This is a genomic window from Bacillus sp. COPE52, assembly GCF_003355115.1.
Lineage (GTDB): Bacteria > Bacillota > Bacilli > Bacillales > Bacillaceae_G > Bacillus_A > Bacillus_A toyonensis.
In genome coordinates this window covers 2,205,133-2,232,128 of the sequence record NZ_CP031292.1, presented here as the reverse complement: position 1 = coordinate 2,232,128, position 26,996 = coordinate 2,205,133, and the positions used below count along the sequence as shown (strand labels likewise).

25 protein-coding genes and 1 pseudogene are annotated in these 26,996 nt (G+C 34.2%); 5 read left to right on the top strand and 21 right to left on the bottom strand.

Annotation, left to right across the window (positions count from 1 at the left end):
* Positions 1-34: 34 nt before the first annotated feature.
* From DPQ31_RS11240 to DPQ31_RS11225, 4 genes are all read right to left on the bottom strand, one after another.
* Positions 35-3,124 (bottom strand): SbcC/MukB-like Walker B domain-containing protein, encoded by a 3,090-nt coding sequence (locus DPQ31_RS11240; RefSeq protein ID WP_208731897.1) that lies wholly within the window; start codon positions 3,122-3,124, stop codon positions 35-37.
* Complete coding sequence (locus tag DPQ31_RS11235) at positions 3,121-4,278, bottom strand: exonuclease SbcCD subunit D (RefSeq protein ID WP_000765125.1); 1,158 nt, start codon at positions 4,276-4,278, stop codon at positions 3,121-3,123. Before DPQ31_RS11235 ends, DPQ31_RS11240 begins: the two co-directional genes overlap by 4 nt.
* Before the next feature lie 15 nt (positions 4,279-4,293).
* Entirely contained in the window at positions 4,294-4,533 is a 240-nt protein-coding gene (locus DPQ31_RS11230; RefSeq protein ID WP_000667358.1) for a DUF2584 domain-containing protein, read from the bottom strand.
* Between the two features lie 182 nt (positions 4,534-4,715).
* Positions 4,716-4,973, bottom strand: coding sequence for a hypothetical protein (locus DPQ31_RS11225; protein WP_002093761.1), 258 nt, complete (start codon positions 4,971-4,973; stop codon positions 4,716-4,718).
* 461 nt (positions 4,974-5,434) lie between these two features.
* Between DPQ31_RS11225 and DPQ31_RS11220 the strand changes: the two genes are divergently transcribed.
* Positions 5,435-6,487 carry an enoyl-CoA hydratase/isomerase family protein gene (locus DPQ31_RS11220; protein WP_097956762.1) on the top strand — a complete coding sequence of 351 codons (1,053 nt, stop codon included), beginning with the start codon at positions 5,435-5,437 and terminating at the stop codon, positions 6,485-6,487.
* 149 nt (positions 6,488-6,636) lie between these two features.
* Positions 6,637-7,269, top strand: a complete 633-nt coding sequence (locus tag DPQ31_RS11215; RefSeq protein WP_000572350.1) for a LysE family translocator — start codon at positions 6,637-6,639, stop codon at positions 7,267-7,269.
* Between the two features lie 70 nt (positions 7,270-7,339).
* On the opposite strand, the gene DPQ31_RS11210 is transcribed toward DPQ31_RS11215, so the two are convergent.
* The 8 genes and pseudogenes from DPQ31_RS11210 to DPQ31_RS11175 form a co-directional block, all read right to left on the bottom strand.
* On the bottom strand, positions 7,340-8,800 hold the full coding sequence (locus tag DPQ31_RS11210) for a CoA-acylating methylmalonate-semialdehyde dehydrogenase (RefSeq protein ID WP_016108339.1): 1,461 nt from the start codon (positions 8,798-8,800) through the stop codon (positions 7,340-7,342).
* Between the two features lie 22 nt (positions 8,801-8,822).
* Entirely contained in the window at positions 8,823-9,713 is an 891-nt protein-coding gene (locus DPQ31_RS11205) for an NAD(P)-dependent oxidoreductase (protein WP_097956764.1), read from the bottom strand.
* A gap of 16 nt (positions 9,714-9,729) precedes the next feature.
* Positions 9,730-11,439, bottom strand: coding sequence for an acyl-CoA dehydrogenase FadE (locus DPQ31_RS11200; RefSeq protein WP_070189612.1), 1,710 nt, complete (start codon positions 11,437-11,439; stop codon positions 9,730-9,732).
* A gap of 155 nt (positions 11,440-11,594) precedes the next feature.
* Positions 11,595-12,503: a methylisocitrate lyase gene (prpB, locus tag DPQ31_RS11195; protein WP_097956767.1), complete on the bottom strand. Its 909-nt coding sequence runs from the start codon at positions 12,501-12,503 to the stop codon at positions 11,595-11,597.
* Between the two features lie 18 nt (positions 12,504-12,521).
* A complete protein-coding gene (prpD, locus tag DPQ31_RS11190) occupies positions 12,522-13,958 on the bottom strand; it encodes a 2-methylcitrate dehydratase (RefSeq protein WP_097956768.1) in 1,437 nt (478 codons plus the stop codon).
* 98 nt (positions 13,959-14,056) lie between these two features.
* The gene (mmgD, locus tag DPQ31_RS11185; protein ID WP_000642649.1) at positions 14,057-15,175 is read right to left on the bottom strand and encodes a citrate synthase; all 1,119 of its coding nucleotides are present in this window, start codon (positions 15,173-15,175) and stop codon (positions 14,057-14,059) included.
* A gap of 417 nt (positions 15,176-15,592) precedes the next feature.
* Positions 15,593-15,864 (bottom strand): annotated as a pseudogene (locus DPQ31_RS11180) (HesB/YadR/YfhF family protein).
* Between the two features lie 2 nt (positions 15,865-15,866).
* A complete protein-coding gene (locus tag DPQ31_RS11175) occupies positions 15,867-17,021 on the bottom strand; it encodes an MFS transporter (RefSeq protein WP_208731896.1) in 1,155 nt (384 codons plus the stop codon).
* A gap of 237 nt (positions 17,022-17,258) precedes the next feature.
* Between DPQ31_RS11175 and DPQ31_RS11170 the strand changes: the two genes are divergently transcribed.
* The gene (locus DPQ31_RS11170) at positions 17,259-17,540 is read left to right on the top strand and encodes a hypothetical protein (RefSeq protein ID WP_000270098.1); all 282 of its coding nucleotides are present in this window, start codon (positions 17,259-17,261) and stop codon (positions 17,538-17,540) included.
* Positions 17,541-17,652: 112 nt separating this feature from the next.
* Here the strand turns inward: DPQ31_RS11170 and DPQ31_RS11165 are convergent, their stop codons facing one another.
* Complete coding sequence (locus DPQ31_RS11165; RefSeq protein WP_208731895.1) at positions 17,653-20,142, bottom strand: transglycosylase domain-containing protein; 2,490 nt, start codon at positions 20,140-20,142, stop codon at positions 17,653-17,655.
* A gap of 466 nt (positions 20,143-20,608) precedes the next feature.
* Here DPQ31_RS11165 and DPQ31_RS11160 point away from each other — a divergent pair, with 466 nt between their 5' ends.
* Positions 20,609-20,815, top strand: coding sequence for a KTSC domain-containing protein (locus DPQ31_RS11160; RefSeq protein WP_000777817.1), 207 nt, complete (start codon positions 20,609-20,611; stop codon positions 20,813-20,815).
* Positions 20,816-20,883: 68 nt separating this feature from the next.
* On the opposite strand, the gene DPQ31_RS11155 is transcribed toward DPQ31_RS11160, so the two are convergent.
* The 5 genes from DPQ31_RS11155 to DPQ31_RS11140 form a co-directional block, all read right to left on the bottom strand.
* Entirely contained in the window at positions 20,884-21,096 is a 213-nt protein-coding gene (locus DPQ31_RS11155) for a YqaE/Pmp3 family membrane protein (protein WP_000990226.1), read from the bottom strand.
* A gap of 172 nt (positions 21,097-21,268) precedes the next feature.
* Positions 21,269-21,964, bottom strand: coding sequence for a DUF6944 family repetitive protein (locus DPQ31_RS11150; protein ID WP_087950036.1), 696 nt, complete (start codon positions 21,962-21,964; stop codon positions 21,269-21,271).
* A gap of 191 nt (positions 21,965-22,155) precedes the next feature.
* On the bottom strand, positions 22,156-22,884 hold the full coding sequence (locus DPQ31_RS11145; protein ID WP_141520624.1) for an SDR family oxidoreductase: 729 nt from the start codon (positions 22,882-22,884) through the stop codon (positions 22,156-22,158).
* 120 nt (positions 22,885-23,004) lie between these two features.
* A complete protein-coding gene (locus tag DPQ31_RS29310) occupies positions 23,005-23,211 on the bottom strand; it encodes a hypothetical protein (protein ID WP_242475999.1) in 207 nt (68 codons plus the stop codon).
* 34 nt (positions 23,212-23,245) lie between these two features.
* Positions 23,246-23,581 carry a hypothetical protein gene (locus DPQ31_RS11140; protein ID WP_001066863.1) on the bottom strand — a complete coding sequence of 112 codons (336 nt, stop codon included), beginning with the start codon at positions 23,579-23,581 and terminating at the stop codon, positions 23,246-23,248.
* A 204-nt stretch (positions 23,582-23,785) separates the two neighbouring features.
* On the opposite strand from DPQ31_RS11140, the gene gerPF reads away from it, so the two are divergent.
* Complete coding sequence (gene gerPF / locus DPQ31_RS11135; protein ID WP_001141565.1) at positions 23,786-24,001, top strand: spore germination protein GerPF; 216 nt, start codon at positions 23,786-23,788, stop codon at positions 23,999-24,001.
* A gap of 208 nt (positions 24,002-24,209) precedes the next feature.
* Here gerPF and DPQ31_RS11130 read toward each other — a convergent pair whose 3' ends face one another.
* From DPQ31_RS11130 to DPQ31_RS11120, 3 genes are all read right to left on the bottom strand, one after another.
* Complete coding sequence (locus tag DPQ31_RS11130) at positions 24,210-24,545, bottom strand: YolD-like family protein (RefSeq protein ID WP_033658415.1); 336 nt, start codon at positions 24,543-24,545, stop codon at positions 24,210-24,212.
* A 610-nt stretch (positions 24,546-25,155) separates the two neighbouring features.
* On the bottom strand, positions 25,156-25,374 hold the full coding sequence (locus DPQ31_RS11125) for a hypothetical protein (protein WP_000864289.1): 219 nt from the start codon (positions 25,372-25,374) through the stop codon (positions 25,156-25,158).
* Positions 25,375-25,965: 591 nt separating this feature from the next.
* A complete protein-coding gene (locus DPQ31_RS11120; RefSeq protein ID WP_208731894.1) occupies positions 25,966-26,817 on the bottom strand; it encodes a peptidylprolyl isomerase PrsA in 852 nt (283 codons plus the stop codon).
* Between the last annotated feature and the right edge of the window lie 179 nt (positions 26,818-26,996).

The window sequence follows — 26,996 nt, the reverse complement described above, 5'->3', positions numbered from 1 at the left end:
TGATTAAATCTTTTAGTATGAACTAAAATTGAACTTACTTCACCACAAACCGAGTCTGACTACAACCATCCTTCTGCTTCGTTACTTCTAATACAGCCGGCATTGCGTTTTTCAGCTCTTGAACGTGTGAAATGACACCGATAAATCGGCCTGATTTTTGTAAGTCAATTAAAGCGTCTACTGCTTTCGTTAATGATTCCTCATCTAATGAACCGAAACCTTCATCGATAAACATCGTTTCAATGGAAATACCACCTTCATACGCTTGAATGACGTCTGCCATTCCAAGCGCCAAGCAAAGCGATGCGTTAAACTTCTCACCGCCAGATAATGTTTTCACATCACGTGTTTGGCCGGTGTATGCATCGTACACATCTAAACCTAATCCACTTTGACGGTTTCTTTTTTCAACTCGCTCACTTCTTTTTAAATAAAATTGCCCATTTGATAATTTTCGTAATCGTTCGTTTGCAATTTGAACAATTTGTTCTAAATACTCAATTAAGATGTAACGCTCGAATGATATGCGACTTTCGTTATCGCCTTTCATTACTTCATATAAATCAACTAGTTCTTGGAAAGCTTTTTCTTCCTCATGAATTTGTTCATCAATACGTCTAATACTTTCATGTAAATCAGAAATATATGTTACAGCGTTTTGCGCACGTTGTCGTTTTTCTTTACTTATATCGAGATTGATTTCTAATTCTTTTATATGCTCACCTAACGATGTAATATCCATAAACTCTTTATCTTTTAATTCAGCATGTAACTCTTCAATTTGTTTTGCAAGTACTTCAAGAGATGAATAGTAACTTTGAATTTCTTTTTGTAACATCTCCATCTCAGCATCATTTAACTTAGCTTCTTTATACGTTAGCTGATCTATAAATCCCCTCTGCTCTAGTTCTTTCATAAAGCGCGAGAGAGTCTCTTCTTTCTTCAATTTTGCACTTTCAAATTGATTAGATGCACCTTCATGTTCTGCTTGAATACGTATATTTTCATTTTGCCAATGTTGATATGCTTCTTGCACTTTCTTCCATTCGTCTTCCATTAACCTAAGTTGTTGCATTGCTTGGTCAAACTGTGCTTTCCAAGCTTGTACTGTTTGTAAGTTATCTGGAATATTTTGCTTATCATGTTCATATGACGTACGAAGTTGCATGCACTCCATTTCTGTACGGTGCTGCAATGTTTCTGCTTCACGCTTTTGTTTCTGAAGTTCATCTACTTTTTCTTCTACACTTTTTATATTCACAGCAATTTGCTTACGCGTTTCTTCGCTTTCTTTTAACGTATTAACTTCTGCCGCTAATTGTTTTCCTTTTTGAACGAGTGCACTGTACGTTTCAACTAATTCATCTGAGTGATACCCTCGTTTCATGACTTCTTCGATCACCTGTTCATATTGTAGTCGATAGAAATTCCATTTCTCCTCTACTTGAACATGTAATTTTTCAGCAACATTTTTCTTGTCTCTTAAATCGTTTAACTCTTTTTCATCGATCGCATTACTTTGCTCTGTCGCTTTTTTCGGATGATTCGTACTACCACAAACTGGACAAGATTCACCATCATGTAAATGAAGTGCTAATATGCCTGCTTGTTCGCTTAGCCAGCGGCGTTCCATATTTTCATATGCACGAACTGCCTCTTGCATCTTAGTATATGCTGCTTCTTTTTCTTGCTCGAATTTTTGTTTCTCTTGCCAAACGTCATATGCCTGCTTTAAAACTTTTGCATCTTCTCGCATGTTCGTTAGTTCTTCTACTTTCGCTACATACTGCTCAAGTGCTTGTTCTAATTGCTGTAATTCACCAGACATTCTCTGTTTTTGATTTGTATGCTCTTCTAGTAGTTGATCGAGCTTTTGCATACTTTCTTTTAATCTTCCTAGTTGAATTTCAGCATTTTGTAAATTCAACTTTTTTTCAGCTAATGATGCAATAATTGATTGTAATTCTTCTAATCTTTGAACAAGTTTTTTAGCATCTTCTCGTTCAAGTTCTTTATTTTTTTCTACTTCGTATTTCTGCTGTGCAAGTGTAAAACTGGTTATTATATTCTCTTTTTTTACGATAATCTGCTTTAATAAACTTTCAGCCTTCTGTTCATTTTGCATTGCTTCCTCGTGCCATTGCTCAAATGGTAATAAATGCTTTGCTTGTTCCGCACGTCTAAAAGATGTTTCTTTCCTTTCAATGACTGCACGGTTTTCTTGTAAAGTGTTGTATCTTTCATTCTTTTGTTGTAAATCTGTAAATTTCTCATTTACAGATTTTGCTGCATGAAAACGTGTTTCAGCTTCTTTTAATTGCTTTGTTCGAGCATCTTGTTCTAGTTGTAATTGCGCAACCTCTGTCTTATATGCCGTTGTTTCTTGCTCTAACGCCTCTACTACTTGATGCGTATTTACATGTTCTTGTTCCACTAATGTCTCTAATAATGCTCCATCTCGAATTGGTAGTTTAAATACATTGCGGAAATGTAACTCTCGCTCTTTTTGTTTTTCTTGCAGAACGTCTTTCCATTGTTTTCGTTTTTGATCAAGTAATTCACGCATTAATTTATAACGATCTGTTTTAAAAATACGACGTAAAATCTCTTCTTTGTTTTCTGTCTCAGATGTTAATAGTTTTCGGAATTCTCCTTGTGGTAACATAACAATTTGACTAAATTGATGTTTACTTAACCCAATTAAATCTTCCACTTTTTTGTTTACATCTGTTACATGAAAACGATCAACAGCTGGAATTTTTTCTCCATCCATAACGTCATATAATTCTACTGCATGTCCTGTAATCGTCTTATTCCCTTGTTTTTTATGGCCAAGTTGCCGTTTTATTTCATAGCGCTTCCTTTTTAACTGAAAAGTTAGTTCTACACTTGTATAAACATCATCATCAGCAAACTGACTTCGAAGCATGCTCGTATCACTGCGTTCTTCCCCACTAGCTTCACCATATAATACGTAACAAATCGCATCAAAAATCGTTGTTTTTCCAGCTCCCGTATTTCCAGAAATGGCGAAGATGCGATGCTCTCCAAGATCATCAAAATTGATTACTTCTGTCTGTTTATATGGCCCAAATGCTGTCATAATAAGCTGAATCGGTCTCATCCTCGTTCACCTTCCCGTTCTTGCACTGTTTGTAATACTTCTACAAATAGACGTTCTTTCTCTTCTGATAAATCTAAGCCTTTCATTTCTTTATAAAAAGCTTTTAAAAGAGATACATCATCCGTTTTATGTCTTGAAACAGTTACTTCATTTGACTCTGTGAACTCTCGCCTTTGAATAGACCTTTCAACATGCATTGCATTTGGATATACAGAGCGTATTTTTTCCATTGGCTGCAAAACAGGATTTTCATCTAATAGTTTTACAAACACGTAATCTTCACTTACCGGATGTTGTAATAATTCATCTATTTTCGCTTCTACTGTTCGCATTTTACGACGTGGTGTAAGTAATCTTTTTTCAATTGTTGTTTCACCCTTTTCGTCCAGTTCCACGATATAATATCCTTTTTTATGTTTTTCTTCAGAAATAGAATATGCAAGTGGCGAACCTGAATATCGAATTGTCTCATTACGTACGAAATGCGCTTGATGTAAATGTCCAAGCGCTGTGTAATGAAATTTATCAAAATAATGACTATTTACGTATTCAGCACCACCAATTGAAAGCGGACGTTCTGCATCACTTGTATTCTCCTCCGCTTCTCCCGCAGAAGTTACAAATGCATGACCTACAAATACATGTCTTGCTTCTTTATCCATCGTTTCAGAAAGTTCATTCATAAAAATACGCATCGCATCATCATGAGATCGGACGTCTTCGTTTTTCAATACATGTCTAACTATGCTTGGATCCGCATAGGGAACTAGATGGAAGTGAACCTCGCCATATTCATCATTTAATACAATGGGTTCATATGGAAATTGAAATTGTCCCACAATAAATAATCCTTGTTTCTTCATTAAACTACTACCGAAATGTATACGATCTGGACTATCATGGTTTCCTGCAACTGCGATAACTGGTGTTTGTAAATCAATCACTATTTTTTGTAATACATCATTTAATAAGTCTACTGCTTCCGTAGGTGGAATTGCTCGGTCATATAAGTCCCCTGCAATAATTACGGCATCTGGTTTTTCTTCTTCAATAGCTTGTACAAACTGATCTAATACAATCTTTTGATCTTCAGTCATATACACGCCATGAACAAGCTTGCCTAAATGCCAATCCGCTGTATGAAATAACTTCATAATTTCCTTCTCCTTTTAATTTACTGAGTTTAGTGATACGAGTTGATAGTTTACTGTAGTTTTTCCGTTCTCCCACTCTAACTTTTGTATAATCGCACTACCAATTCTTTCTTCATTTGATTTATATAAAGGTAATATTTCTTGAACTGCAAATAAATGATAACCATTCAAGTTTAATTGAAATATGTTTTCTTCCATATGTAATCTTACTTCTTTTTCATTTGAAACTATTTTTGTGTGCATCTCAAATTTCATAATAGATACAACCCCTTCTTATAATCTCTACATTTTAATAGTATAGTGGCTATGCAAGATTGACAAGTACATACACGGTAAAGTACACACTTTTCTGTTGCTATATGTTTTATGTTTTCATTTAAATTACGGTATGTGAAATTTAATGTTATGCAAAAATAAAAATGTCTATTTAGACATTTTTATTTTTGCATATAATCTTTCATTACATAATATAAAATCGTTATTAAAACGCTCGCTACGAAAAATGAAAAAACCACCACAATATACCCATCTTTATTTAATAGAAAACATAAGGAAATAGATACGATAAAAATCGGAAATACGAGACGAACTTTATCCTTTACTTCTTCTGTCGTATCTGTATGATGAAAAAACTGAGTAATCCCTATCATTAATGATGACAAGATAATAACCGACAATAATAAAGGTCCTGGCATTCCGATTTCTCCTTTCTCTATTTCTAATTCCATGTAAACATTCATTATCATTTAAACCATTCTGTTTTCAAGAAATTTTTTACATTTTACACATTTATAATAGCGCTTTTGCCATAATAATTTCAAATAATATCACTTACATTAATAATGTATTATTCATCTTCAACATTCAAAATCCTGCAAAGATAACTCGGCAAAATATGCGTTGAATAAAGTGAAGCATGAATTAATAGGTATGAACAAAACTCCCACTGCCTATCGCTCGTACCTATCAAACTTTTAACAGCCATTCTCTTCTACCTAACTTTCTCGTATTCGTCGAATTTCAAGGTGTGGGCCTTCTTATCCACAAATAGCGGAATAAAATAACACTTACCGTCAACTTTAGACAAAATTTATACAGGACATTTCAATACGTATCAAGAATTAAGAATAAGAAGATATATAAGGGAGGATGAATCATGACTGAAAACGTTTTATTTTCTGTTAGTGAAAACGGCGTTGCATCAATTACTTTAAACCGCCCAAAAGCACTTAACTCTTTATCTTATGATATGTTACAACCAATTGGGCAAAAACTTAAAGAATGGGAGAACGATGAGCGCATTGCAATTATCGTATTAAAGGGAGCCGGAACGAAAGGTTTTTGCGCAGGCGGTGACATTAAAACTCTTTACGAAGCACGTTCAAACGAAGTTGCTTTACAGCATGCAGAACGTTTTTTTGAAGAAGAGTATGAAATTGATACATATATTTATCAATATAAAAAACCGATTATCGCTTGTTTAGATGGAATTGTAATGGGTGGTGGTGTCGGACTTACAAATGGTGCGAAGTATCGTATTGTGACGGAGCGCACAAAATGGGCGATGCCTGAGATGAACATCGGCTTCTTTCCAGACGTCGGCGCCGCATATTTCTTAAATAAAGCACCTGGATATACAGGAAATTACGTTGCTTTAACAGCATCTATTTTAAAAGCTTCTGACGTATTATTTATTCATGCTGCTGATTACTTTATGACGTCTGATTCATTACCAGCTTTTCTAGCCGAACTTGACAACGTAAATTGGCATACTGAAGATGTACATACTCATTTAAAAGCAGTTCTTCAAACCTTTACATCTACTCCTGACTTAGAAAGCAAACTTGCTGCTTCATTAGAGGAAATTAATACACACTTTGCCTTAGAAACGATTGAAGAAATTATCGACTCATTAGAAAAAGGAGATAGCGAATTCGCTTTACAAACGAAACAAATATTATTATCAAAATCTCCAATTTCATTAAAAGTAACTTTAAAACAACTATTAGATGGCAAAGGAAAATCTGTTGAAGAATGTTTCGCTACAGATCTTATACTTGCTAAAAATTTCATGAGACATGAAGATTTCTTCGAGGGCGTACGCTCCGTTGTCGTTGATAAAGACCAAAATCCGAATTATAAATATAAACAGGTAAGCGATGTTTCAGAAGACGACGTAAATCGTTTCTTTAACTTACTTAATGCCTAACAGTGAGGCTATATTTGTAGTGTATTCACCACTACGAATATAGCCTCTTCTTATTTAATATTTTTTAACAAAATTTAATTTTATTAAATTAAATTTTGTGCTACACTAATTTTAATCAAATATTCTAAAAATAAAGAAGGAGGACGAATATGATAGAAAATTATCTTCTTTTCATCATTATGTCTATTTGTCTAATCATTTTACCTGGACCTGATACAGCGATGGCTACGAAAAACACATTAGTTGCTGGTAAAATGGGCGGTGTTAAAACAGTATTCGGTACATGTGTTGCACTTTTGATTCATACTTTAGCTGCTGTAATTGGTCTTTCCGCACTTATTGTAAAGTCAGCTCTTTTATTTTCTATTTTCAAATATGTTGGGGCCCTTTATTTAATCTATATTGGTATTAAAGCCCTATTAGCAGTGAAAAACAAAGAAGGTGTAAATACAAATGATGTATCTATAAATAATGATAAAGAACATACTTCTTGTTTTCGCCAAGGGTTTCTTACGAATTTATTAAACCCTAAAATTGCAGTCTTCTTTTTAACTTTTTTACCACAATTTTTAAATCCAAGTCATAATACATTTATTCAGCTTCTCGTAATGGGTCTTACTTATCTCGTTTTAACAATCATTTGGTTTGCCTTTTATATATTTTTAATTGATAAAATTAGTGCTTTTATGAAGAAACCGAAGACGCAACGTTATATTCAAGGCTTAACAGGAATCGTCTTAATTGGTTTTGGTATTAAACTAGCTTTTGAAAAAAATAATTAACAAGACGAAAACCACCACTATTAATAGTGGTGGTTTTCATTTAACAACTGATTTGGCTGTTCACTCTATATTAAAACCAGCGCTCCGTTACAACCTTTTTACGTGTATAGAATTGAACACCATCTGTACCATTTGTACCTAAATCACCAAAGAAGGAAGCTTTATTTCCTGCAAATGCGAAGAATGCCATTGGTGCTGGAACGTTTACGTTTACACCGATCATACCAGCATCGATATTATCACGGAACGTTTGTGCATGTTTACCATTTGAAGTGTAAATAACCGCGCCATTTGCAAATTTAGATTGATTTGTTAATTTAATACCTTCTTCTAAATCTTTCACTCTCACAATACTTAATACTGGAGCGAAAATTTCATCTTGCCAAATTTTCATTTCTTGGTTTACGCCATCAAAGATTGTTGCTCCAACGAAGTAACCTTCTCCAACTTCTTCATTAATTTTACGACCATCTACTAATAAAGTTGCTCCATCTGCTACACCGCTATTAATATAGCCTAAAACACGCTCTTTATGCGATTCACGGATTAATGGTCCAACGTAATTATCTTCGTTGAAACCGTCACCTACTTTTAGTTTTTTCGTCTCTGCTACTAGTACGTCGATAAAGTCATCAGCAATTTCATCTACTACTGCTACTACTGAACATGCCATGCAGCGCTCTCCACTACTTGCAAACGCAGATCCAATTACACCTTGTACCGTTTTTTCAAGATTGCAATCTGGCATTACAATCGCATGATTTTTCGCACCTGCTAACGCTTGTACACGTTTTCCATGTTTCGTACCTGTTTCATATACGTAACGAGCTACCGGCTCAGAACCAACGAACGAAACAGCTTGAATATCTTTATTTTCTAAAATGCTATTTACAACATCTTTTCCGCCTTGTACTAAATTTAATACCCCTTTTGGAAAACCAGCTTCATAGAATAACTCTACAAGTCGCTCTGCTAAAAGTGGCGTTCTCTCAGATGTTTTTAATACGAACGTATTACCGCAAGCAATTGCAAGTGGGAACATCCATAATGGAATCATCATTGGGAAGTTAAACGGTGTAATACCCGCAACAACTCCAATTGGATAGCGCCAGATCGATCCATCAATTCCGCTTGCGATATTAGGAAGAGCTTGTCCCATCATTAAATTTGGAGCTGATGTTGCAAGTTCTACCGCTTCAATACCACGTTGTACTTCACCTGTTGCATCTGTTAGCGTTTTACCATTTTCTAGCGTAATGATTTTTGCAAGCTCATCTTTATTTTCTTGTAATAGCTGTAAATATTTATATAAATTTCTTGAACGATTCGGAACAGGTACTTTAGACCATGTTTCAAATGCCGCTTTTGCCGCTTCAACAGCCTTTTCAACGTCTTCTTTTGGAGAAAGTGGAACGTAAGCAATGATTTTTCCAGTCGCTGGATTCGGAACCGCTTCTACTTCTGTACCAGTAGATTCTACCCACTCGCCATTAATATGATTTTTTACTCGTTTAATTTCAGTTGTAATCATTGTATTCTCTCCTTTTTATGATTTATTTTTGATTAGAAATTAATTGTTCGCTAACTTTCTTATATAAAGCAGCCATATCGTTTTCACCATACCCTGCCTCACTCGCTTCTTCATATACATTTAATAACATTTCACTTACAGGTAAGTGAAGTTCACTTTCCTTAGCTAAATCAACTGCAAAGCCTAAATCTTTTTTTAATAGATTTACAGTAAATCCTGGCTCATAGTTTTCTGATGCAATGAAACTTTTATAATTGCGCTCATAAATTCTACTTTGACCGTAACTTACATTTAAAATATCAAACATTTTATCTAAATCCATATTACTCTTTTTCGCTAATGTTAAAGCTTCACTCACACCAGCTGTATAGAAACCAATTAATAGATTGTTAATTAATTTAACAGTCGTACCACTATCAATTTGCTCGCTTACGTGGAAAATATTCGCTCCTAACACTTCCATGATAGATTCAGTTTTATCATATACGTCTTTTGATCCACCTACCATAAACGTTAATGTACGATTTTCTGCACCAATTACCCCACCGCTAACTGGTGCGGCTAAAAAGTCTACTTTCTTTTCTTTCGCCGACTCCTCTAACTGTTTGTTTAATTGTGGAGATACAGTACTTGTATCAATTAATACGACATTCGAGTGGCTATTTTCAAATAATCCTTCTTCCCCAAAATATACTGCTTCAACAGCACGAGGTGAAGGTAAACTTGTAAAAATCACATCGCATGTCTCTGCTAATTTTGAGATTGATAAGCCGATAATTCCTCCTTCTTTTTCAAAGGAAGCTTCAGCCTCTTTATTTAAGTCCACACCATATACTGTGTAACTTGATTTAACTAAATTTTTAGACATCGGAAGGCCCATGTTACCTAAACCGATAAAACCAATCTTTTTCATATCGCTTTCCTCCTATTTACACAATATATTTCCCACGATTTATAATAGCTTTCGCAATTTCTCTCTTTTTCGTAAATACGTTCGTGTATAAAGGCACTAATAATTGACGGATTTCAGCTAACATTACGTGTCTATCTTGTTCTTCTGTGACAGCCGCTGAAAGTATAGAAATCGCCGCTTCTTCTACTTTACGATAGCCTTCCTCACAAATAACATCCGTTATCATTTGTTTTGTACGCTCTTTTTCTTCACCATTTTTATTAATTGCTTTACTCGTACGTAAAAATGCTGATTCCATGACGTACACGTCCGTCAACATATTTGATAATACACGTGAATATTCTTGCTCTTGATCAATTTTTAATCCTGGAGTTTTAGAGAGCGTTTTCAAAGATTGTTTCAACAATTTTTTCGCTAATAAAATGTAACGATGGTTTCTTTCTACAGTTGCTATATCAATTTCTACTTCAGTATCTTCTATTTGTTCGATTTGCTTCATTAACATTTTAGCAACTGTTAATCTATTAATTTCATTTGTTCCTTCAAAAATACGACTAATTCTAGCATCACGATATAATCGTTCTACTTCGTATTCTTGCATATAACCGTAACCGCCATGAATTTGTACAGCTTCATCTACGATATAAGCGAGTGTTTCAGAAGCGTTCACTTTATTCAGTGCACATTCAATTGCAAATTGGGACATTTTTTTCATAAGGTCCTCATCACTCTCATGAATTGCGTCATCAATTACACCTGCTGTACGATAAGCTGCACTTTCTGCTCCATATGTTGTAATGATCATATTTGCAATTTTCTCTTGTATCATCGTAAAATCCACTAATTCCGTTTGGAACTGTTTTCGCTCTTTTCCATATTGAACTGACAAACCAATTGCTTGTTTTGCTGTTCCAATATTTCCAAAAGCAAGTTTTAGTCTAGCGAAGTTAAGAATATTAAGGGCTACGTGATGCCCTTTCCCAACTTCCCCTAACACATTTTCAGCAGGGATAACTACATCTTCTAAAATAAGCGTCGCTGTTGAAGAACCTTTAATCCCCATTTTCTTTTCTTCTAATCCAATAGATACACCTTCACATGTTCTTTCGACAATAAACGCTGTCATTCCTTTATTTGTCTTCGCAAAAACAACGTATACATCTGCCATATGAGCATTTGTAATCCACTGCTTCTCACCATTCAACTTCCAAGCTGTACCCTCTTCATTCAAAATTGCGCTTGTTTTTGCACTTAATGCATCAGAACCAGCATTTGGCTCAGTTAGAGCATAAGCCCCAATCCATTCTCCCGATGCGATTTTTGGTAAATATTTTTCTTTCTGTTCTTTCGTTCCGTAATATATGTAAGGCAATGTACCGACACCAGCGTGTATATTAAATGAAACGCTAAATGCACCTGCGTAACCCATCTTCTCTGCTACAAGACCTGAGACAGCCTTTCCTAACTCGAACCCGCCATAATCTTCTGGTACCTCAATGCCTAATAATCCAAGTTCCCCAGCTTTCTCAAATAATTGACGGGAAACTTTATAGTTATGTTTTTCAATGTTTTCAATTTGTGGGACAATTTCCTGTTTAACGAATTGTTCTGTCGTTTTTGCGATTAAATCTTCATCCCCTGAAAAATCTTCTGGTGTAAAGAAAGTATTATTCACATCTTTATTGATTGAAAAAAATTCATCCCAAGGTAACTTCGTTTTCTCCATCTGAATCCCCCTATCATTTCGGCCTTCATTGCTCTTTGCATATGCTCGTCTACGATGAGTGGAATATCTTATTATTGAAAACAGAAGGCGATGAATTTTCACATCAAGCAGTTCATTTTGCCAAAGATGTATTCTCATCGCCCTAGTTGTTTTATCTATTGATCTTCTGATAATACTGTTTTTGCAATTCCAGTATCTAATTCTTCAAAGTCATGATATGAAATTGTCTCATATAGCTCGCTTCGCGTTTGCATATTTGAAAGTGCATCTTTTTGAGAACCAGTCTCTTTAATTAGCGTGAATACATTCTCATATGCTTTTGCAGCAACTCGAAGCGACGTTACTGGATAAATCACCATTTGGAAGCCCATATTCGCAAATTCCTCTGCACTATAATATGGTGTTTTCCCAAACTCAGTCATATTTGCTAGTAAAGGTGCATTCACTTTGCTAGTAAATAAACGGAATTCTTCTTCCGATTGAAGCGCTTCTGGGAAAATTGCGTCTGCACCTGCTTTAACATATGCATTCGTTCTTTCAATCGCAGCATCTAGTCCTTCTACACCGCGAGCATCTGTGCGTGCAACAATATATAAGCTTGGCGCAACTTCTTTAATCGCTTTAATTTTTTGAACTAATTCTTCTGTAGTAACAAGTTTCTTACCATTTAAATGTCCACATTTCTTTGGTAATTGTTGATCTTCAATTTGAACAGCCGCTACTTTTGCCTCTACCATTTCTACAGCTGTTCTCGCTACGTTTAGTACTCCACCAAATCCTGTATCAATATCAACAAGAACTGGTAAATCTGTAGCTCTAACTAGATCTCTTGCTCTTTCTGCTACTTCAGTAGATGTCACGATACCTAAATCTGGTAGACCTTTACTTGCAGTGTAAGCAGCTCCCGATAAATAAAGAGCTGAAAAACCTGTATTTTTTGCAACAAGAGCGGCCATTGCATCATGAGCACCTGGAATTTGCAAAATTTCATTTGCTTCTACTAAAGCTCGGAAGCCATTCGCAAGCTCCTCTTGTGTTGACTGCTTATTCACAACCCAAGCCATTCTAAATTCCCCCTATTATTAAATTATGAATAGATCTACAAATTCGTTTACATTCATATTTTCTAGTTTTTCTTCATTTAAACAAACTTCATGAATTTGTTCTTGTTGCTTACTAGAATAATGACCTGCCATATTTGCAGTGAATTTTTGAACAACTTTTGGAATCGCTTCGTCTCTACGGAAACGGTGACCAAGTGGGTATTCACATTCCACGTTTTCTGTTACAGTACCATCTTTAAAATGAACTTGAACAGCGTTGGCGATTGAGCGCTTGTTCGGGTCAAGATAATCTAAACTGTACTGTTTGTTTTCAACAACAACCATCTTATTACGTAATTCATCTACACGTGGATCATTTGCTACTACATCCTCATAATCGTCCGCTACGATATCTCCTTTTAATAAACCAATTGCCGTAATGTATTGTAAACAATGATCACGATCAGCTGGGTTATTTAATGGACCTTCTTTATCGATAATACGAATTGCTGATTCATGAGTTGTAATTGTAATACGATCAATTTCATCTAATCTTTCTTTAAGTTCCGGATGTAATTTCACTGCACATTCTGCAGCTGTTTGTGCATGGAATTCTGCTGGATATGATACTTTAAATAATACATTTTCCATTACATAAGACTCTAGTGGTCTAGCTAATTTTAATTCTTGTTTGTTAAATAATACATCTTGGAATCCCCATCCTGGCGCAGATAATGCTGTTGGATAACCCATTTCACCTTTTAGAGCAGTCATTGCAAGATGAACACCGCGACTCGTCGCATCACCTGCTGCCCATGATTTACGTGATCCAGTATTTGGAGCATGTCGATATGTACGAAGACTAGAGTTATCAATCCACGCATGTGATAATGCATTAAAGATTTCTTCACGTGTTCCGCCAAGCATTTTCGCAACTACTGCAGTTGTTGCTACTTTTACATATAATACGTGGTCAAGACCAACGCGGTTTAAGCTGTTTTCTAAAGCAAGTACACCTTGAATTTCATGTGCTTTAATCATCATTTCTAGTACTTCACGTACTTTTAATGGTTCTTTTCCTTCTGAAATACGAACACGGCTAATATAATCTGCAACTGCTAAAATTCCGCCTAAGTTATCAGATGGATGTCCCCATTCTGCTGCAAGCCAAGTATCGTTATAGTCTAACCAACGGATCATACATCCAATATTGAATGCACCTTTTACTGGATCTAGTACATAAGACGTTCCTGGTACACGTGTACCGTTTGGCACAACCGTTCCTGGTACAACTGGACCTAATAATTTCGTACACTCTGGATATTGCAATGCTAAAATTCCGCATCCAAGTGTATCTAATAATACGTAGCGAGCAGTACTAAATGCTTCTGCACTAGTAACCTCTTTATTTAATACATAATCCGTAATTTCTTCTAATAATGCATCTTTTTGTTTAATTTCATTTGTTTTAATCATGCTATTCTTCCCTTTCTGTCGAAAATTCGTTATTATTAATGATGGGTGTCTGTCAAACACCCATCTGGCGGGCGGCGCTAACAACTCCCCAGTTGTTCTTATTTACTAAGTACATGTCGCTCGCCAACATAATTTACACGCGGACGGAACAAGCGATTATTTGCATGTTGCTCAATAACGTGCGCACATAGTCCTACTGTTCTAGAGCTAAAGAAGATTGGTGTGTACAGTTGAATTGGGATACCAAGCATCCAATATACTGGTGCTGCATAATAATCAAGATTCGGATAAATGCCTTTTTCCTTCTCCATAATTTTCTCTCCAGCTTCACACATTTCATATAGTGTATAATCGCCTTTTACATCACATAGCTGTTTTAAAGCTTCCTTCATCATAAGTGCTCTTGGATCCATTTTCTTCATATAAACACGGTGTCCAAAGCCCATAATTTTTTCTTTGTTATATAGTTTTTTCTGTAATAACTCTTCAAACTTCTCAACATTGCCAGCCTCTAAAAGCATGTACATAACAGCTTCATTCGCACCGCCGTGTAAGCTTCCCTTTAAAGATGCAACCGCACCAGTTAGAGCACCGTATAAATCTGATTGTGTTGACGCAATTACACGCGCTGTAAATGTAGAGTTTGGCATTTCATGTTCACTATATAAAACAAGGGAACGATCAAAGATCTTCTCCTCAAGTTCAGTCGGTTTCTTACCAGTTAACATATAGAAGAAATTCGCACTATATGACAATTCCTGAAGAGGCTCAATTGGCTCCTCATTATTTAAAATATGATAGCTATTTGCTACAATATTTGGTACTTTACTTAAAAGCTTATAACCTCGATCTTTGTTTACTTCTAACGAGCGATTTTCAATATCATTATCATAACCAGCTAATGCAGACACACCTGTACGCAAGCCATCCATAGGATGCGTTTCTTTAGGCAACGCCTTTAGAACGTTGAATACCCCTTCTGGCACTGCATATTCTTCTTTTAATTTCTTTTCAAGTGTTTCTTTTTCATCCTCATTCGGTAGATGTTCTTCTAATAAAAGGTGCACAATGTCTAAATACTCTTTTGTTTTTGAGAGTTCGATTAAATCATACCCTTGAATTACAATTTCACCTTTTACTGTGTCAAGAAACGAGATTTTCGTCTCCGCTGCTACTACACCATCTAATCCCGGGGAAAATTTTTCTTCAGCTTTCATTATTATTTCCTCCAATCCTAATAGATCTTCGTGCACACAACTGTAAGCCTTTACAATACTTTAGAACTACATTTCTATTTCAATGTATCAGAGTTTTTAGAAGATTTCAATTTATTTTATAATGATAAGTTTCCTATACTTTTATTGATGTAACAATACAATTTTTTGAAAATAATTTTCATATTTTTCAAAGAAAGGACAGACTTCTTTACAATTCTTTTTAAAACAAAATATAAAGATAACTCATATAATCCCATCAAACATATCTTTTTTCCGAATTTTATTACAAAATAGAAAAAACGAGCTGCACACATGTACAGCTCGTTTCTATATGATATTTATTTCACTATCCTCTAAATATAATTCTTATATAAAACTTATTCATTTTTAATAAAGTTATTATTTTACATAATTAAATTAAATTTCTTCTGTTTCTTTATGATAACTTACAACTAAATCATAGTTTTGAAAGTACCAAAGATCATCAAAATCTACAAAAATAGAATACCATCTTTCTTCACTGACACTATTTCCCCATCTGGTTTCTCAGAAACAATCCCTAAAGAATATCCGGGCTGAATTGAACTGTTTCCACCATATCTTATGACAAATCGAATACATTCATTGCGATTGATTCGTAATTCTTCTTTAAACCATTTTACAGCTTCGTTTTCAACGATAATATTCAATTTTATCCCTCTCGGCTTAATTCTTTTTCACTTAACTTTTGTCTTACAAACATACCAAAAACAAGTAAAGCTATTACAGCTGAAACAGAGCTTGCTGTAAATAAAATACGATAGCCAAAAATTTGTGACACAAATCCAAGTAAAATTGCACCTAATCCGATACCTAAATCAAATGCTGTAAAAAATGAAGCGTTAGCAACTCCTCTTTTACTAGGATCAACAATTGTAAGCATCGCCGCTTGTAAAGCTGGCTGTGCTGAGCCAAATCCCATACCGTATAATGTCGCTGCAATAATGATGCCCGTCAAACCATTTGCCATCGTTAATACAACTATAGCTAAAATAGTAATACATAGTGCTGGAAGTATGATGAATACTTCTCCATATTTATCTAATAATTTACCTGAAATCGGTCTTACAATTGTTAATGCAATTGCATATACAAGAAAGAACGTCCCAGGATTCACATTAATTGAAGAAGCGAATAACGGTAAAAACGTTGTAATGCCACCGTATGCAAATGATAAAAAGAAAACAACAACCGTAATTGATAAAACGGATTTTTCAAATAGTTGAATTTTCCCTTTTTCCTTTTGTGGCGTGAATGGCATTTTCGTTATTAACGATAATATAACTGCCATGAAAGATAAAAGAGTTGCTAAAAGGAATAGACCATGAAATGAATAATATTTTACTACCCATAATCCAATCATCGGTCCGATTGCCATTGCAATTGTCATAGCCATCCCGTACCAGCCCATACCTTCTCCACGGCGTGAATCTGGAATAATATCAGTTATCGCAGTTCCAACAGCTGTTGTAGAAACGGCCCATGTCACTCCGTGAATAACGCGTAAAACTGCTAAAAGGACTATAGTCGATGCTAAATTATAGGAATACATCGTTAGCCCAAAAAGGATGAGTCCGAAAATAATAAAAGACCTTCTACCATATTGATCTAACATACCTCCAATAATCGGTCGTATTACAACAGCAGCTATTGTAAACATTCCCATCATCAATCCAACTTGTGATTCATTTCCACCAATCTCTTTAATGAATAGAGGAAGCGTTGGAACAAGTAAATAAAACCCTGTAAATAAAAATAACATCGCGAAAGACATTTGAATAAATGACTTCGTCCATAATCGTTCCATAAAAACACCTCCATAAACACGTGAAATTTACGATTAACACCCCCATTGTACATTTTCTCTGTCTCTTTTCCCTCAGCAAAAAGACGTATCTTTTCATATTAAATAGTCCACTCTCAGCATTGATTGGTCGTACGACTTTGTACGTATGCTTTAACCGAAAGTCCTATGTATTTGTACCTTTATACGTGTTAAGAGAATATACTAATTTATTATCTCAACTTAGGAGTGATTATTTTTATGTGGGTATTATCAAGAGTAACTGCCGTGGTTCCTTCAACTCCCGGAATACATGTGCCCGCCGTCCATACAGCTAGCTCTGATGTTGGCATTGAACTTCCCGCAACTTGGCAACAATATCAAGTTCCCGGTCAAGTTACTCCCTCATTTTGGCATCACGGTACACACCCAAGTAGCACTACCTTTTATAACCCCAGTTATGTTCCATTACCCCCGACTCAAGTCTTTTATCATTTTCCATCCATTTATTTTCAAAATTTCTATGGTACGTTTAACATTTAAATAGCATCATTGCATAGCTCCTATATTTACTTCCAATCCATTTTCAACATAAAAAAGTCGAATTTCTTATGTAAGAAATTCGACTTTTTTAATTGCTTTTTATTAACTTTTCTTATTGCCCATTATTCGCAGGGACTTCCCCTGTATTTCCCCCATTATTCGGTGGAGTTGTCACTGGTGGGGTTGGATTCCCTTGCCCTCCCCCGTTACTTGGGGGCGTTGTGTTCCCGCCTTCTCCGTTATTCGGCGGCGTTGTGTTCCCGCCTCCTCCGTTATTCGGCGGCGTTGTGTTCCCGCCTCCTCCGTTGTTTGGCGGCGTTGTGTTCCCGCCTCCTCCGTTATTCGGCGGCGTTGTATTTCCTTGACCATTTCCATTATTTTGTTCATTTTCTTTCTTTTGTTCTTCTTGCTTCTTAAGGTCATCTTGTTTCTTTTGTTCTTCTTGTTGCTTCTTAAGGTCATCTTGTTTCTTTTGTTCTTCTTGTTTCTTTAATTCTTCCTGTTTCTTAAGTTCTTCTTGCTTTTTCTCTTCTTCAGTTTTTTGCTGCTGATCTTGTTTCGGCTGTTCAGTTGTATTCGGTACGCTCGTATTTGGTGAAGAATCACGTTTCTCACCTTTTATACGTAACTCATTACCTTCTTTCACAACACTACTTGGCATCTTAAATTGTGATTTATCAGTAGCCATCTCGCTCATCATTTCTTTAAAGATCAACTGTGCAATTTTCGTATTTTTACTACTAATATAATCGTCTTTACTATCTTTCATATAACCGGTCCATACTGCCATCGTATACTGCGGTGTATATCCTGCAAACCAGCTATCACGAGTCGCACTGTCTGGTAATTTATATTGCGCTGCTTTTTCCGAAGAATAGTTCGTTGTTCCTGTTTTACCAGCTACATCTAAAGAACTTATATTAGCAGCTGTACCAGTACCAGATGTTACAACGGAACGAAGCATATCTGTAATCATATAAGCTGTATAATCTTCCATCACTCGTTTTGACTTTTGCTCAAAACTTTTCGATTTACCATCTGGATAAACCACTTTTTTAACAAAATGCGGCTTCGTATATTTACCGTCATTACCAAATGCAGCATACGCACCTGCCATCTCAGTTGGCGATACTTCATTTGTACCAATCGCTGTTGATTCTGTCGGTGGTGCATTAAATGTAATACCTAACTTTTCAGAGAAAGCTTTTGATTTATTTATTCCTACTTCTTTTGCAGTTTTGATAGCTGGAACATTACGTGATAATTTTAATGCTTCACGCATTGTAATTTGTCCTAAATACCCTCTATCTGAGTTTCTGACATCTTGACCACCAGTATACTTAAATGGCGAGTCATCGACTTGATGATAAGTAGCCCATTTTAAATATTCAATTGCAGGAGCATAATCAAAGATTGGTTTCATTGTTGAACCTGCTGAGCGATCTAATTCAGTTGCCATATTATGACCTTTAAATACAGCCTTATTTTCACCACGCCCACTACCTATAGCACGTACTTCACCTGTTTTCGTATCCATAAATGTGAAAGCCCCTTGGAATTTCTCATTTGGATAATCAATAATATTTGTATTTAAAATATTATCAGCCAATTTCTGTGCCTCTGTGTCTAATGTTGTATAAATTTCTAAACCGTCAGAACCAATATTAGCATCAGGTAATTCTTTTTCAACTTCTTTCACAACTGCATCCATAAATGCAGGATATGGCATCGCTTGTAATTCAGCTGCCTTTTCAACACCTTTGTCTACTGGTACTTTCGACGCTTCTTCCATTTCTGCTTTTGTAATATAACCATGTCGATTCATTAACTTTAGTACAACATTTCTTCTTTCTGTTGCCTTTTGAATATTTTGTGGTTTCGACGGGTCGTAATTATTTGGTGCTTTCGGTAAACCTGCAAGCATCGCAACTTCTGGTAATGTTAAGTCTTTTAATTCTTTTTTATAGTAGTTTTGTGCTGCTGTTGCGATTCCATATGAACGGTTTCCTAAATTAATTTTGTTTAAGTACATCTCTAATATTTCATGTTTTGAATACTGTTGTTCTAGCTTGTAAGCTAAATACACTTCTTGCGCCTTACGCTTTGGCGTTTTATCCATTGATAAGAAGTAGTTTTTAATAACTTGCTGCGTTATTGTACTTCCGCCTTGCGAACCGTAATCTCCCTTTAAACTAACTAAAACTGCACGAGCAGTACCTTTAAAATCCACACCACTATGCTCATAAAAACGAGCATCTTCCGCTGCTAAAAAAGCATTTTCTACTAATTTAGGAATTTGATCATACGTAACGTTTGTTCGCTTTTCTTTTCCATATTCATATACCAATTCTCCGTTTTTATCATAAATTTTTGAGGATAACGGATTAACAAGTTTTGCTTTTTCAAGTTTTGGCGCGTCCTTAATCATTACAAAAAAGGTAGCAACCCCCGCCACTAAACCTACAATACCAAGTAATAAACAACTAATTAAAAACTTACGGAAAAATGATGTTTTACCCTTTGGTTTTTGTTTTTTAGAAGCTGGCTGATTTTTCTTTTTAACTTGTCGTCGCTCCTCTCGAGAACGATAATTTTCTGACATGTTACTTTCTCCTGCCTTTCAATTCTCCCGTTGATTTACTAAAAATATTGAGGCCACCTTCCCAAATATCTTTACATTTAGAAAGTGTGTTCATCGGAAGCATTCAATATTTTCCTAATTCACAGATTATAAATTTTAGATACTCTTAAACAAATTATTTTTTACCTCTATTCCTTCAAATAAAGCTGCCCCATTACGCATAAAATGGAAGAGATAAAATTTTAATACCTCGTATAAATAATATACCTTTTTTTCAAATGGTCAATATTTTCTTATTAATTTCATCAAAGGTGAGATAAAAATAGCATATCGATATGAACTTCGTGTGAACTTCTTTATAAATAGGTATAACAAAGATTTAATATATTGGCTATCCGTATTACTGCTGCTTTACATATTCATATTTCAACAACCTAATCCTCATTTCTAAAGTAATTTACAAATAAAATTAAGGAGTTGTATGCTTATGAAATTATCTCCTGTTATATCAAAAAATTTGATTGCTGTTGGTTATAATCCCTTTTCTATGATTTTACGAATCCAATTAAAAAATGGCATGTATGATTTCTTTAATGTACCTGAAAGCATTTACAATGGCTTATTAAATGCACAATCTAAAAGCTATTACCATAAAACTTACATTAAAAATTCTTTCCGCTACACTAAAATTTAAACTTAAGCACCAAATAAAAAGAAAGGAGGTAAATCCCCCTTTCTTTTTATACTATTTTCACAGACGAATTATCTTCTATTCCTCTTATTAATTTCATCATATGCTTGAATTTGTTTTCTCACTCGCCGATCCGCCTTTTTATCATGTACGACTAAAATCGCGTGTATGACGCCTGGAACCCAAAATATTAAAGTTAATATGAAATTAATTATTGCTTGAAATGGCTTTCCGCAAAATAATACAGCTACAGGTGGAAGTAGAATTGCCAATAAGTACATCATCTCTTGAAAACTCCTTATTTTGGATTTTTTATAAAAATTCTTTTCATATGCAAGCACACTCTTTGATTTTGAAGTTACACAAATTTCAATTAAGCAATTATAACATTTCTTCTATTATATATATTCTATCCATATGCAAAAAAACCTACTAGACCAAACTCTTCCTACCTATTTAATTACATTTTACATCCGCTCTTTCAATGAGCATTTTAAAATCCTTATTATTTTCAAAACTTTTCTCTTTCTCTACTGCAGTTAATCCAATCGCAGAAATTACCGTTCCTATTGCCTGTATCCAAATACCAATCAGTGCTATTATCCTCTCATCCTTCTTATCAAGAATACGATCTTCGTTTTCTACTTCATCCTTCGATAAATTAATTATGCCTTGATACGCTTGTAGTCCGGCCCCTAAGCTTTGCATAGAATTGCCTAGTACAATGATTCGCTGTATTACTTTCATCTCAATCAAAGCTGCTTCTACTCCTAAAAAAGCACCAATCGATTGTAAACTGTTCCCGACAATGATAAGATAATCATTCTCTGTTAATTGTTCATTTTTATTAAAATATGTTCCTATTACATTTGATATATTCCCTAATGCCAATAACTCAATTCCCATTTTATCCAGTGTTTCACTTTCATTCTGCAAACATATATTTCGATTTTCTACTTCTTCATCTTCGGTATAATTACTCGCTATAATTTGTAAAATATACCCGAAGGCTTGCAATGAGCTTCCTATAATAACAAGGTCCGATTCAATTTTCTCTTCCCCAATAAATCCTCTTGTCGTTCCAATAGCAGCTGTAAGATTTCCTCCTACTTGATACCATGCTCCTGTCACTTTTAAACTGCTTGGATTCATTTTCATCACCTATTTTGATATTTTCTCGTGCTTTCGAAATAACCAAAAGTCACTCTTAATCAAATATTTTATTTTCCATATGTAATTTTGTGCATTCTATAATGTGTTACTAATACAAAAAGTACCTTAAAGGTACTTTTTTAGCCAAAGCGTATATCACTGAAATTACATTGAGTAATAGATACTTATTTTTAAACACATGCTGGGCATGTCAATGAATCTCCATTTTTATCTATTGTTATATTCAATATATATCGAATCGCATTATGTGACCACATTTCAGGTGTGGGTGATTCATTAACATACTGTGGTGCACATGAATACAGCATTGGAGTGCTAATACCACCGCCAGGATCTAAAGCAACTACAGCCACGCCATCAGGCAATTCCAGTGCCATAGATTTCGTGATACCTTCAATTGCAAACTTCGAGGCACAGTATGGTGCAAGATTTGCCTCACCTTCTCTTCCCCAACTAGAACTCATATTAATAATAATTCCTTCTTTTCTATCTACCATTGCTGGGACAAATGCTCTTATTACATTTACTACACCATTCACGTTTACATTCATTACATTTTCAAATTCCCCAGCGGTAACTTTCCAAATTGGTGCATTTTGATTCACAATGGATGCATTATTTATTAACAAGTCGGGAGTCCGATATTTAGTAAGGATCTCATTTGCCCAACTACTAACTTGCTGCGAATCTGAAACATCAATTATTTGAAAATCATGTGTATTACCGTATTGTTTTTTTAGTTCTTCAATTTTATCTTTTGAACGTCCACATCCACATATGTTCCATCCCAATTCATGAAATCGATCAACCATCGCGCGTCCTAATCCTTGTGTCACTCCTGTAATAATTACGAGTTTTCTAATGTCATTTCGCTTCAATTCCTCGCCTCCCTTTACCATATTTTACTCCTTTAACCTTCATTTAACTATTTACTAAAGTATTAAAAACACTTCATACTTTAGAAGTATTTTTAATACTGCACACATAAACAAAAGAGTAACCATAGTGGTTACTCCCGTTTACATATTTAAAAATTCGTTGCTTATTTCATTATTACTTTTAAATTTCAACTTCTCTTTCCCACATTTTTCAAAACGATACATATAAACTGTACCTAATTTACCTGCTTTAATAGCCTCATTATCCTGCATTTTCATAAAACTATATTTATGTTTATAGTGCGATTCATCCAAATAATTTCCAATCCACTTTTCAACATAACACAGTCCACTTTTGTGAAAGAACCTTCAACTAGCCTGATTACATACTTTTATTTAAAAGCTCAATTTCATATTGTAATTTTTTGAATTGCTCAAAATGCATTGTTATAGATTGACTGCTACCAACTTCAGCACTTTGTTTCACCAGTAATACTCCTGTATCATGAAAAAGCGCTTCAAGTTCTTTTCTGATGGACACTTTTGCAATATGAGCTGTTTTAATTGCAGATAAAATTGCAATCTCATTAAACTTTAATTTTATTTCATTTGGACAAAATGCGTTTTCAATCAATATAACTTCATTGCTATAAATAAGCGCAACAAGATTACTTGATTTTGCATCTGATAAATCTACTTTTTTTATAACGTTATTCATAACATTTTGCCTCCTTTGTTTTCGTATATATTAATTATACAAATTATTTCTTTTTTATTATCCAACTCATATTAAGTTTAACACACTTTTATTGAAAGCCACGCTTGAAACGTTTTACTATTCCACAATTTTTGTTACATGAACCATTTGGACTTTACTCCCATATAGTAATGTTAACAATTCATTATAAAGCAGGTGAAAATTATGCCCTCAGTTGTAGGGAATTTAGTTGTACAAAATAGTAACGGATCATTTAACTTAGGTGATTTCTACAACGTTTCTCCCAAAGAAAATACAAAAGCTTACAATGGATCTGGCGCATCAAACGTTGGTTTTGTTGTTAATACTTTTAACGGTGTTAGTGCGACTAATACGTTTGATTCGGACCTTGCAGATCAAAATCAAGTGGGTACAGCCTAACCCTATTTTTCATCTTTCTGTATAGGAATTTTAGATTTGTCTATACTATAATCAGGCTGTTTCACAGCTATTATTGAATGTTGGAGTACCCTATCTTTTTCTCCCTTTCCCTGGGGCTTAGCAGTTAGCATGAAGCTAGCTGCTATTTCGCATTATTTCTTCCATCTATCAGAAATAATAGAAGCTGGATATTTAAGTTCAGCTTCTATTACATTATTTCAATTACATCTGTAAAACTCATTACGTGAGTTTTATAAAATGCGTCTGTGCACATTATAATCTGCCTTACCGGGTCTATATGAACGACTGTCATATAACTTGTAAGTATGTAGCCATCTTCAAAATATGTCACCAATATTTCTTGCTCAGACAATAATGCCGTTAGCAATTTATCAGAAATTCTTTCTTTTTCTTCATTTGTTACTATCGGCCTTTGCACTTTTAATTTCTCACCAATAACCTTTCTCATACTTAACAATTGTTCCGACATTACTGTAAATGGAACCCACTCTCTTTCTTCTTTCTGCCTCTTTACATGATTCATTTCTTTATCTCCTTGATCATTTATCCACTCTATTTCACACATACTGTTACTCCATCATTTTTAGTAATTACTAAGTTCGTATTTATTTCTAAATTGTATAAGGTCTGCATCAAAAAGAACATTCGTTCTAATTATACACGAACCTATGTTCTTTTGAGAAGGGGCATATTTATATTTTTTCCCCTTAAAACAAACTTTTCACTCTCTACACATTTAGCGAATAAAAAACGATTTCACATAAAGTGAAATCGTTTTTTCTAATACGTTATATTTTCAAATTTATTTTTTTATCTTGACTAGCTTTCTTTCTGAATGAAAGTTTCATTTATTATTCGTCAACAAACTACAACATTACATTCGTTTAATTGAATATAAAATCCCTGCCTACACTACAAAGCTTTATTTTTTTTGCATGAACCATTCTTAAACGCAAACATACATTATAATGAACGAACTCACAAAATTTAAGAAATTTATAATGTAACTCAATTTATTCCTTATAGGTTTTCTGTGAAAAGAGGGCGATTTCCACACTCTCTTTTCGTACATATCATATTACAATATCAAATACTCCTTTGCTTTCATAATAGTTTGATATTGCTACCATTCATTACATATATTTAGGATGTATGGTTATATGTAACTCTCTCTCCGTTTCTCCTCTTTTCGGATGACGAAAATACTCTATTTCATATTTTAACACTTCATACTCAACCATCCCAATTTTAATCCCTTTCGTTTCTTTTAATATAGCTAATAAATCACTTATATTTTCATCATTCGATTCAAAAACTTTCCCTCCGTCTTCTCTTTGAAAAATCACTTTCATATATTCTCCCCCACTTTCATTTATTCATCTAGTAAATAATACATTTAGAAATATTCATAACAAAAAGAACATCCTTTTTAATAGAATGCTCAACTTTTCACTTCCTATAATATTGCAAATGTTTATTCAAAAATATTATATGTACTATTCTTCAAATTATGTTGATCCACTATAAAAATTTATATACTTAATTTATATGTAATAAAATAATCAAAACATTACTATATCAACATTTTTTAAAACGATTATTATTTCCTATTTCATTTTCCTACAATTTTCCATTGTAATTCTTAATATTTAAATGTAATATTATATTGTCTTACTATCTTTTTTATAACACACACACTAATTAGAAAAGGGAACTCAATATGAGTTCCCTTTTCTAATTAAAGTTACATAATACTTCTAGAGTTTTACCTTTAAAAATTTCATATGAAGATGCGAAATTTTATTTTATTTAGTTTTTTGTTTTTTACTTATCCGAATCATTCTAGTATGATTGTGTTTACCGAAGAAGTCTGCATTCTTTTTTCAAAAAAACAAAAAACAGAAGTCTAGCAAAATGCTACATTTCTGTTTTTTCTATCCGTATTATTTCTTTTCTAGAAATTTAAATGTCTCTTTATATTCTTTATCATTCACCTTAATATCAGCATCTTTTAATAAATCATTGACTACTTGCTGTTTCCATTTACCTGTCGTATCTTGTAATCTTTGTTGTTCTAAATCTTTACGGATCTTATCCTTCACTTCTTCAAATGGTTTCAACTCTTTTTTATCGGTCACTTCAATAATATGGTAACCGTAAGATGTTTTAACTGGTTCACTTACTTGTCCTGCATTTAATTTATACGCAGCTTCCTCAAATTCTTTAACAGTTTGCCCAGGTCCAAAACCAGCTATTTCCCCGCCCTGTTCCTTTGAACCAGTATCTTCTGAGTACTGCTTCGCTAAAGCGGCAAAATCTTCACCATTATTCACTTTCTCTTTTACTTCTTTAGCGGTTTTTTCATCTTTTACTAAAATATGACTTACCTTCATTTCTGGTTTATAGTTATCTTTTACATCTTTTTCTGTGACAGTCGCTTTAATCGCTTTTTCAAATGCAATTTCTGGTTTCATTTTTTCTTTTAATTCATCTTCGTTTTTTAACCCAAGTTTTTCTAAAGTCTCTTTAAAATTGTCACCCATTTTATCTTTTGCTTCTTTTACTTGTTTTGTTGCTTCCTCATCTGAAACTTTATATTTATCTAGCAGCGCCTTACTTAATACCATTTGATATAATGTACTTTCTCCATATTTTTGTTTTAATTCTTTACTTAACTCTTTCTCTGTAACATTTCCTACTTTTGATGTTACTACGTTGTCTGAGGAACCACATGCAGATAATGCGAGTACCACGCATGAAATAATTGTTCCCAAAAATAGCTTTTTCTTTTTCAATTCAAATACCTCACTTTTATTATTATGCAACGTAACTATACACCGATATTGTGAAAACAGTGTGTTTTCCATATGTAATTCATTTCATTTGAATCAAATATGTATCATATTTTTTATACACAAATATGAAAAATCTTCTCACTATTTATTAATGAGAAGACTCTTTACGAATGCCTCAA

Coding starts and splice junctions, on each gene's coding strand:
- DPQ31_RS11240 (WP_208731897.1), bottom strand. CDS start 3,124: ATGAGACCGATTCAGCTTATTATGACAGCATTTGGGCCATATAAACAG.
- DPQ31_RS11235 (WP_000765125.1), bottom strand. CDS start 4,278: ATGAAGTTATTTCATACAGCGGATTGGCATTTAGGCAAGCTTGTTCAT.
- DPQ31_RS11230 (WP_000667358.1), bottom strand. CDS start 4,533: ATGAAATTTGAGATGCACACAAAAATAGTTTCAAATGAAAAAGAAGTA.
- DPQ31_RS11225 (WP_002093761.1), bottom strand. CDS start 4,973: ATGCCAGGACCTTTATTATTGTCGGTTATTATCTTGTCATCATTAATG.
- DPQ31_RS11220 (WP_097956762.1), top strand. CDS start 5,435: ATGACTGAAAACGTTTTATTTTCTGTTAGTGAAAACGGCGTTGCATCA.
- DPQ31_RS11215 (WP_000572350.1), top strand. CDS start 6,637: ATGATAGAAAATTATCTTCTTTTCATCATTATGTCTATTTGTCTAATC.
- DPQ31_RS11210 (WP_016108339.1), bottom strand. CDS start 8,800: ATGATTACAACTGAAATTAAACGAGTAAAAAATCATATTAATGGCGAG.
- DPQ31_RS11205 (WP_097956764.1), bottom strand. CDS start 9,713: ATGAAAAAGATTGGTTTTATCGGTTTAGGTAACATGGGCCTTCCGATG.
- DPQ31_RS11200 (WP_070189612.1), bottom strand. CDS start 11,439: ATGGAGAAAACGAAGTTACCTTGGGATGAATTTTTTTCAATCAATAAA.
- prpB (WP_097956767.1), bottom strand. CDS start 12,503: ATGGCTTGGGTTGTGAATAAGCAGTCAACACAAGAGGAGCTTGCGAAT.
- prpD (WP_097956768.1), bottom strand. CDS start 13,958: ATGATTAAAACAAATGAAATTAAACAAAAAGATGCATTATTAGAAGAA.
- mmgD (WP_000642649.1), bottom strand. CDS start 15,175: ATGAAAGCTGAAGAAAAATTTTCCCCGGGATTAGATGGTGTAGTAGCA.
- DPQ31_RS11175 (WP_208731896.1), bottom strand. CDS start 17,021: ATGGAACGATTATGGACGAAGTCATTTATTCAAATGTCTTTCGCGATG.
- DPQ31_RS11170 (WP_000270098.1), top strand. CDS start 17,259: ATGTGGGTATTATCAAGAGTAACTGCCGTGGTTCCTTCAACTCCCGGA.
- DPQ31_RS11165 (WP_208731895.1), bottom strand. CDS start 20,142: ATGTCAGAAAATTATCGTTCTCGAGAGGAGCGACGACAAGTTAAAAAG.
- DPQ31_RS11160 (WP_000777817.1), top strand. CDS start 20,609: ATGAAATTATCTCCTGTTATATCAAAAAATTTGATTGCTGTTGGTTAT.
- DPQ31_RS11155 (WP_000990226.1), bottom strand. CDS start 21,096: ATGATGTACTTATTGGCAATTCTACTTCCACCTGTAGCTGTATTATTT.
- DPQ31_RS11150 (WP_087950036.1), bottom strand. CDS start 21,964: ATGAATCCAAGCAGTTTAAAAGTGACAGGAGCATGGTATCAAGTAGGA.
- DPQ31_RS11145 (WP_141520624.1), bottom strand. CDS start 22,884: ATGGTAAAGGGAGGCGAGGAATTGAAGCGAAATGACATTAGAAAACTC.
- DPQ31_RS11140 (WP_001066863.1), bottom strand. CDS start 23,581: ATGAATAACGTTATAAAAAAAGTAGATTTATCAGATGCAAAATCAAGT.
- gerPF (WP_001141565.1), top strand. CDS start 23,786: ATGCCCTCAGTTGTAGGGAATTTAGTTGTACAAAATAGTAACGGATCA.
- DPQ31_RS11130 (WP_033658415.1), bottom strand. CDS start 24,545: ATGAATCATGTAAAGAGGCAGAAAGAAGAAAGAGAGTGGGTTCCATTT.
- DPQ31_RS11125 (WP_000864289.1), bottom strand. CDS start 25,374: ATGAAAGTGATTTTTCAAAGAGAAGACGGAGGGAAAGTTTTTGAATCG.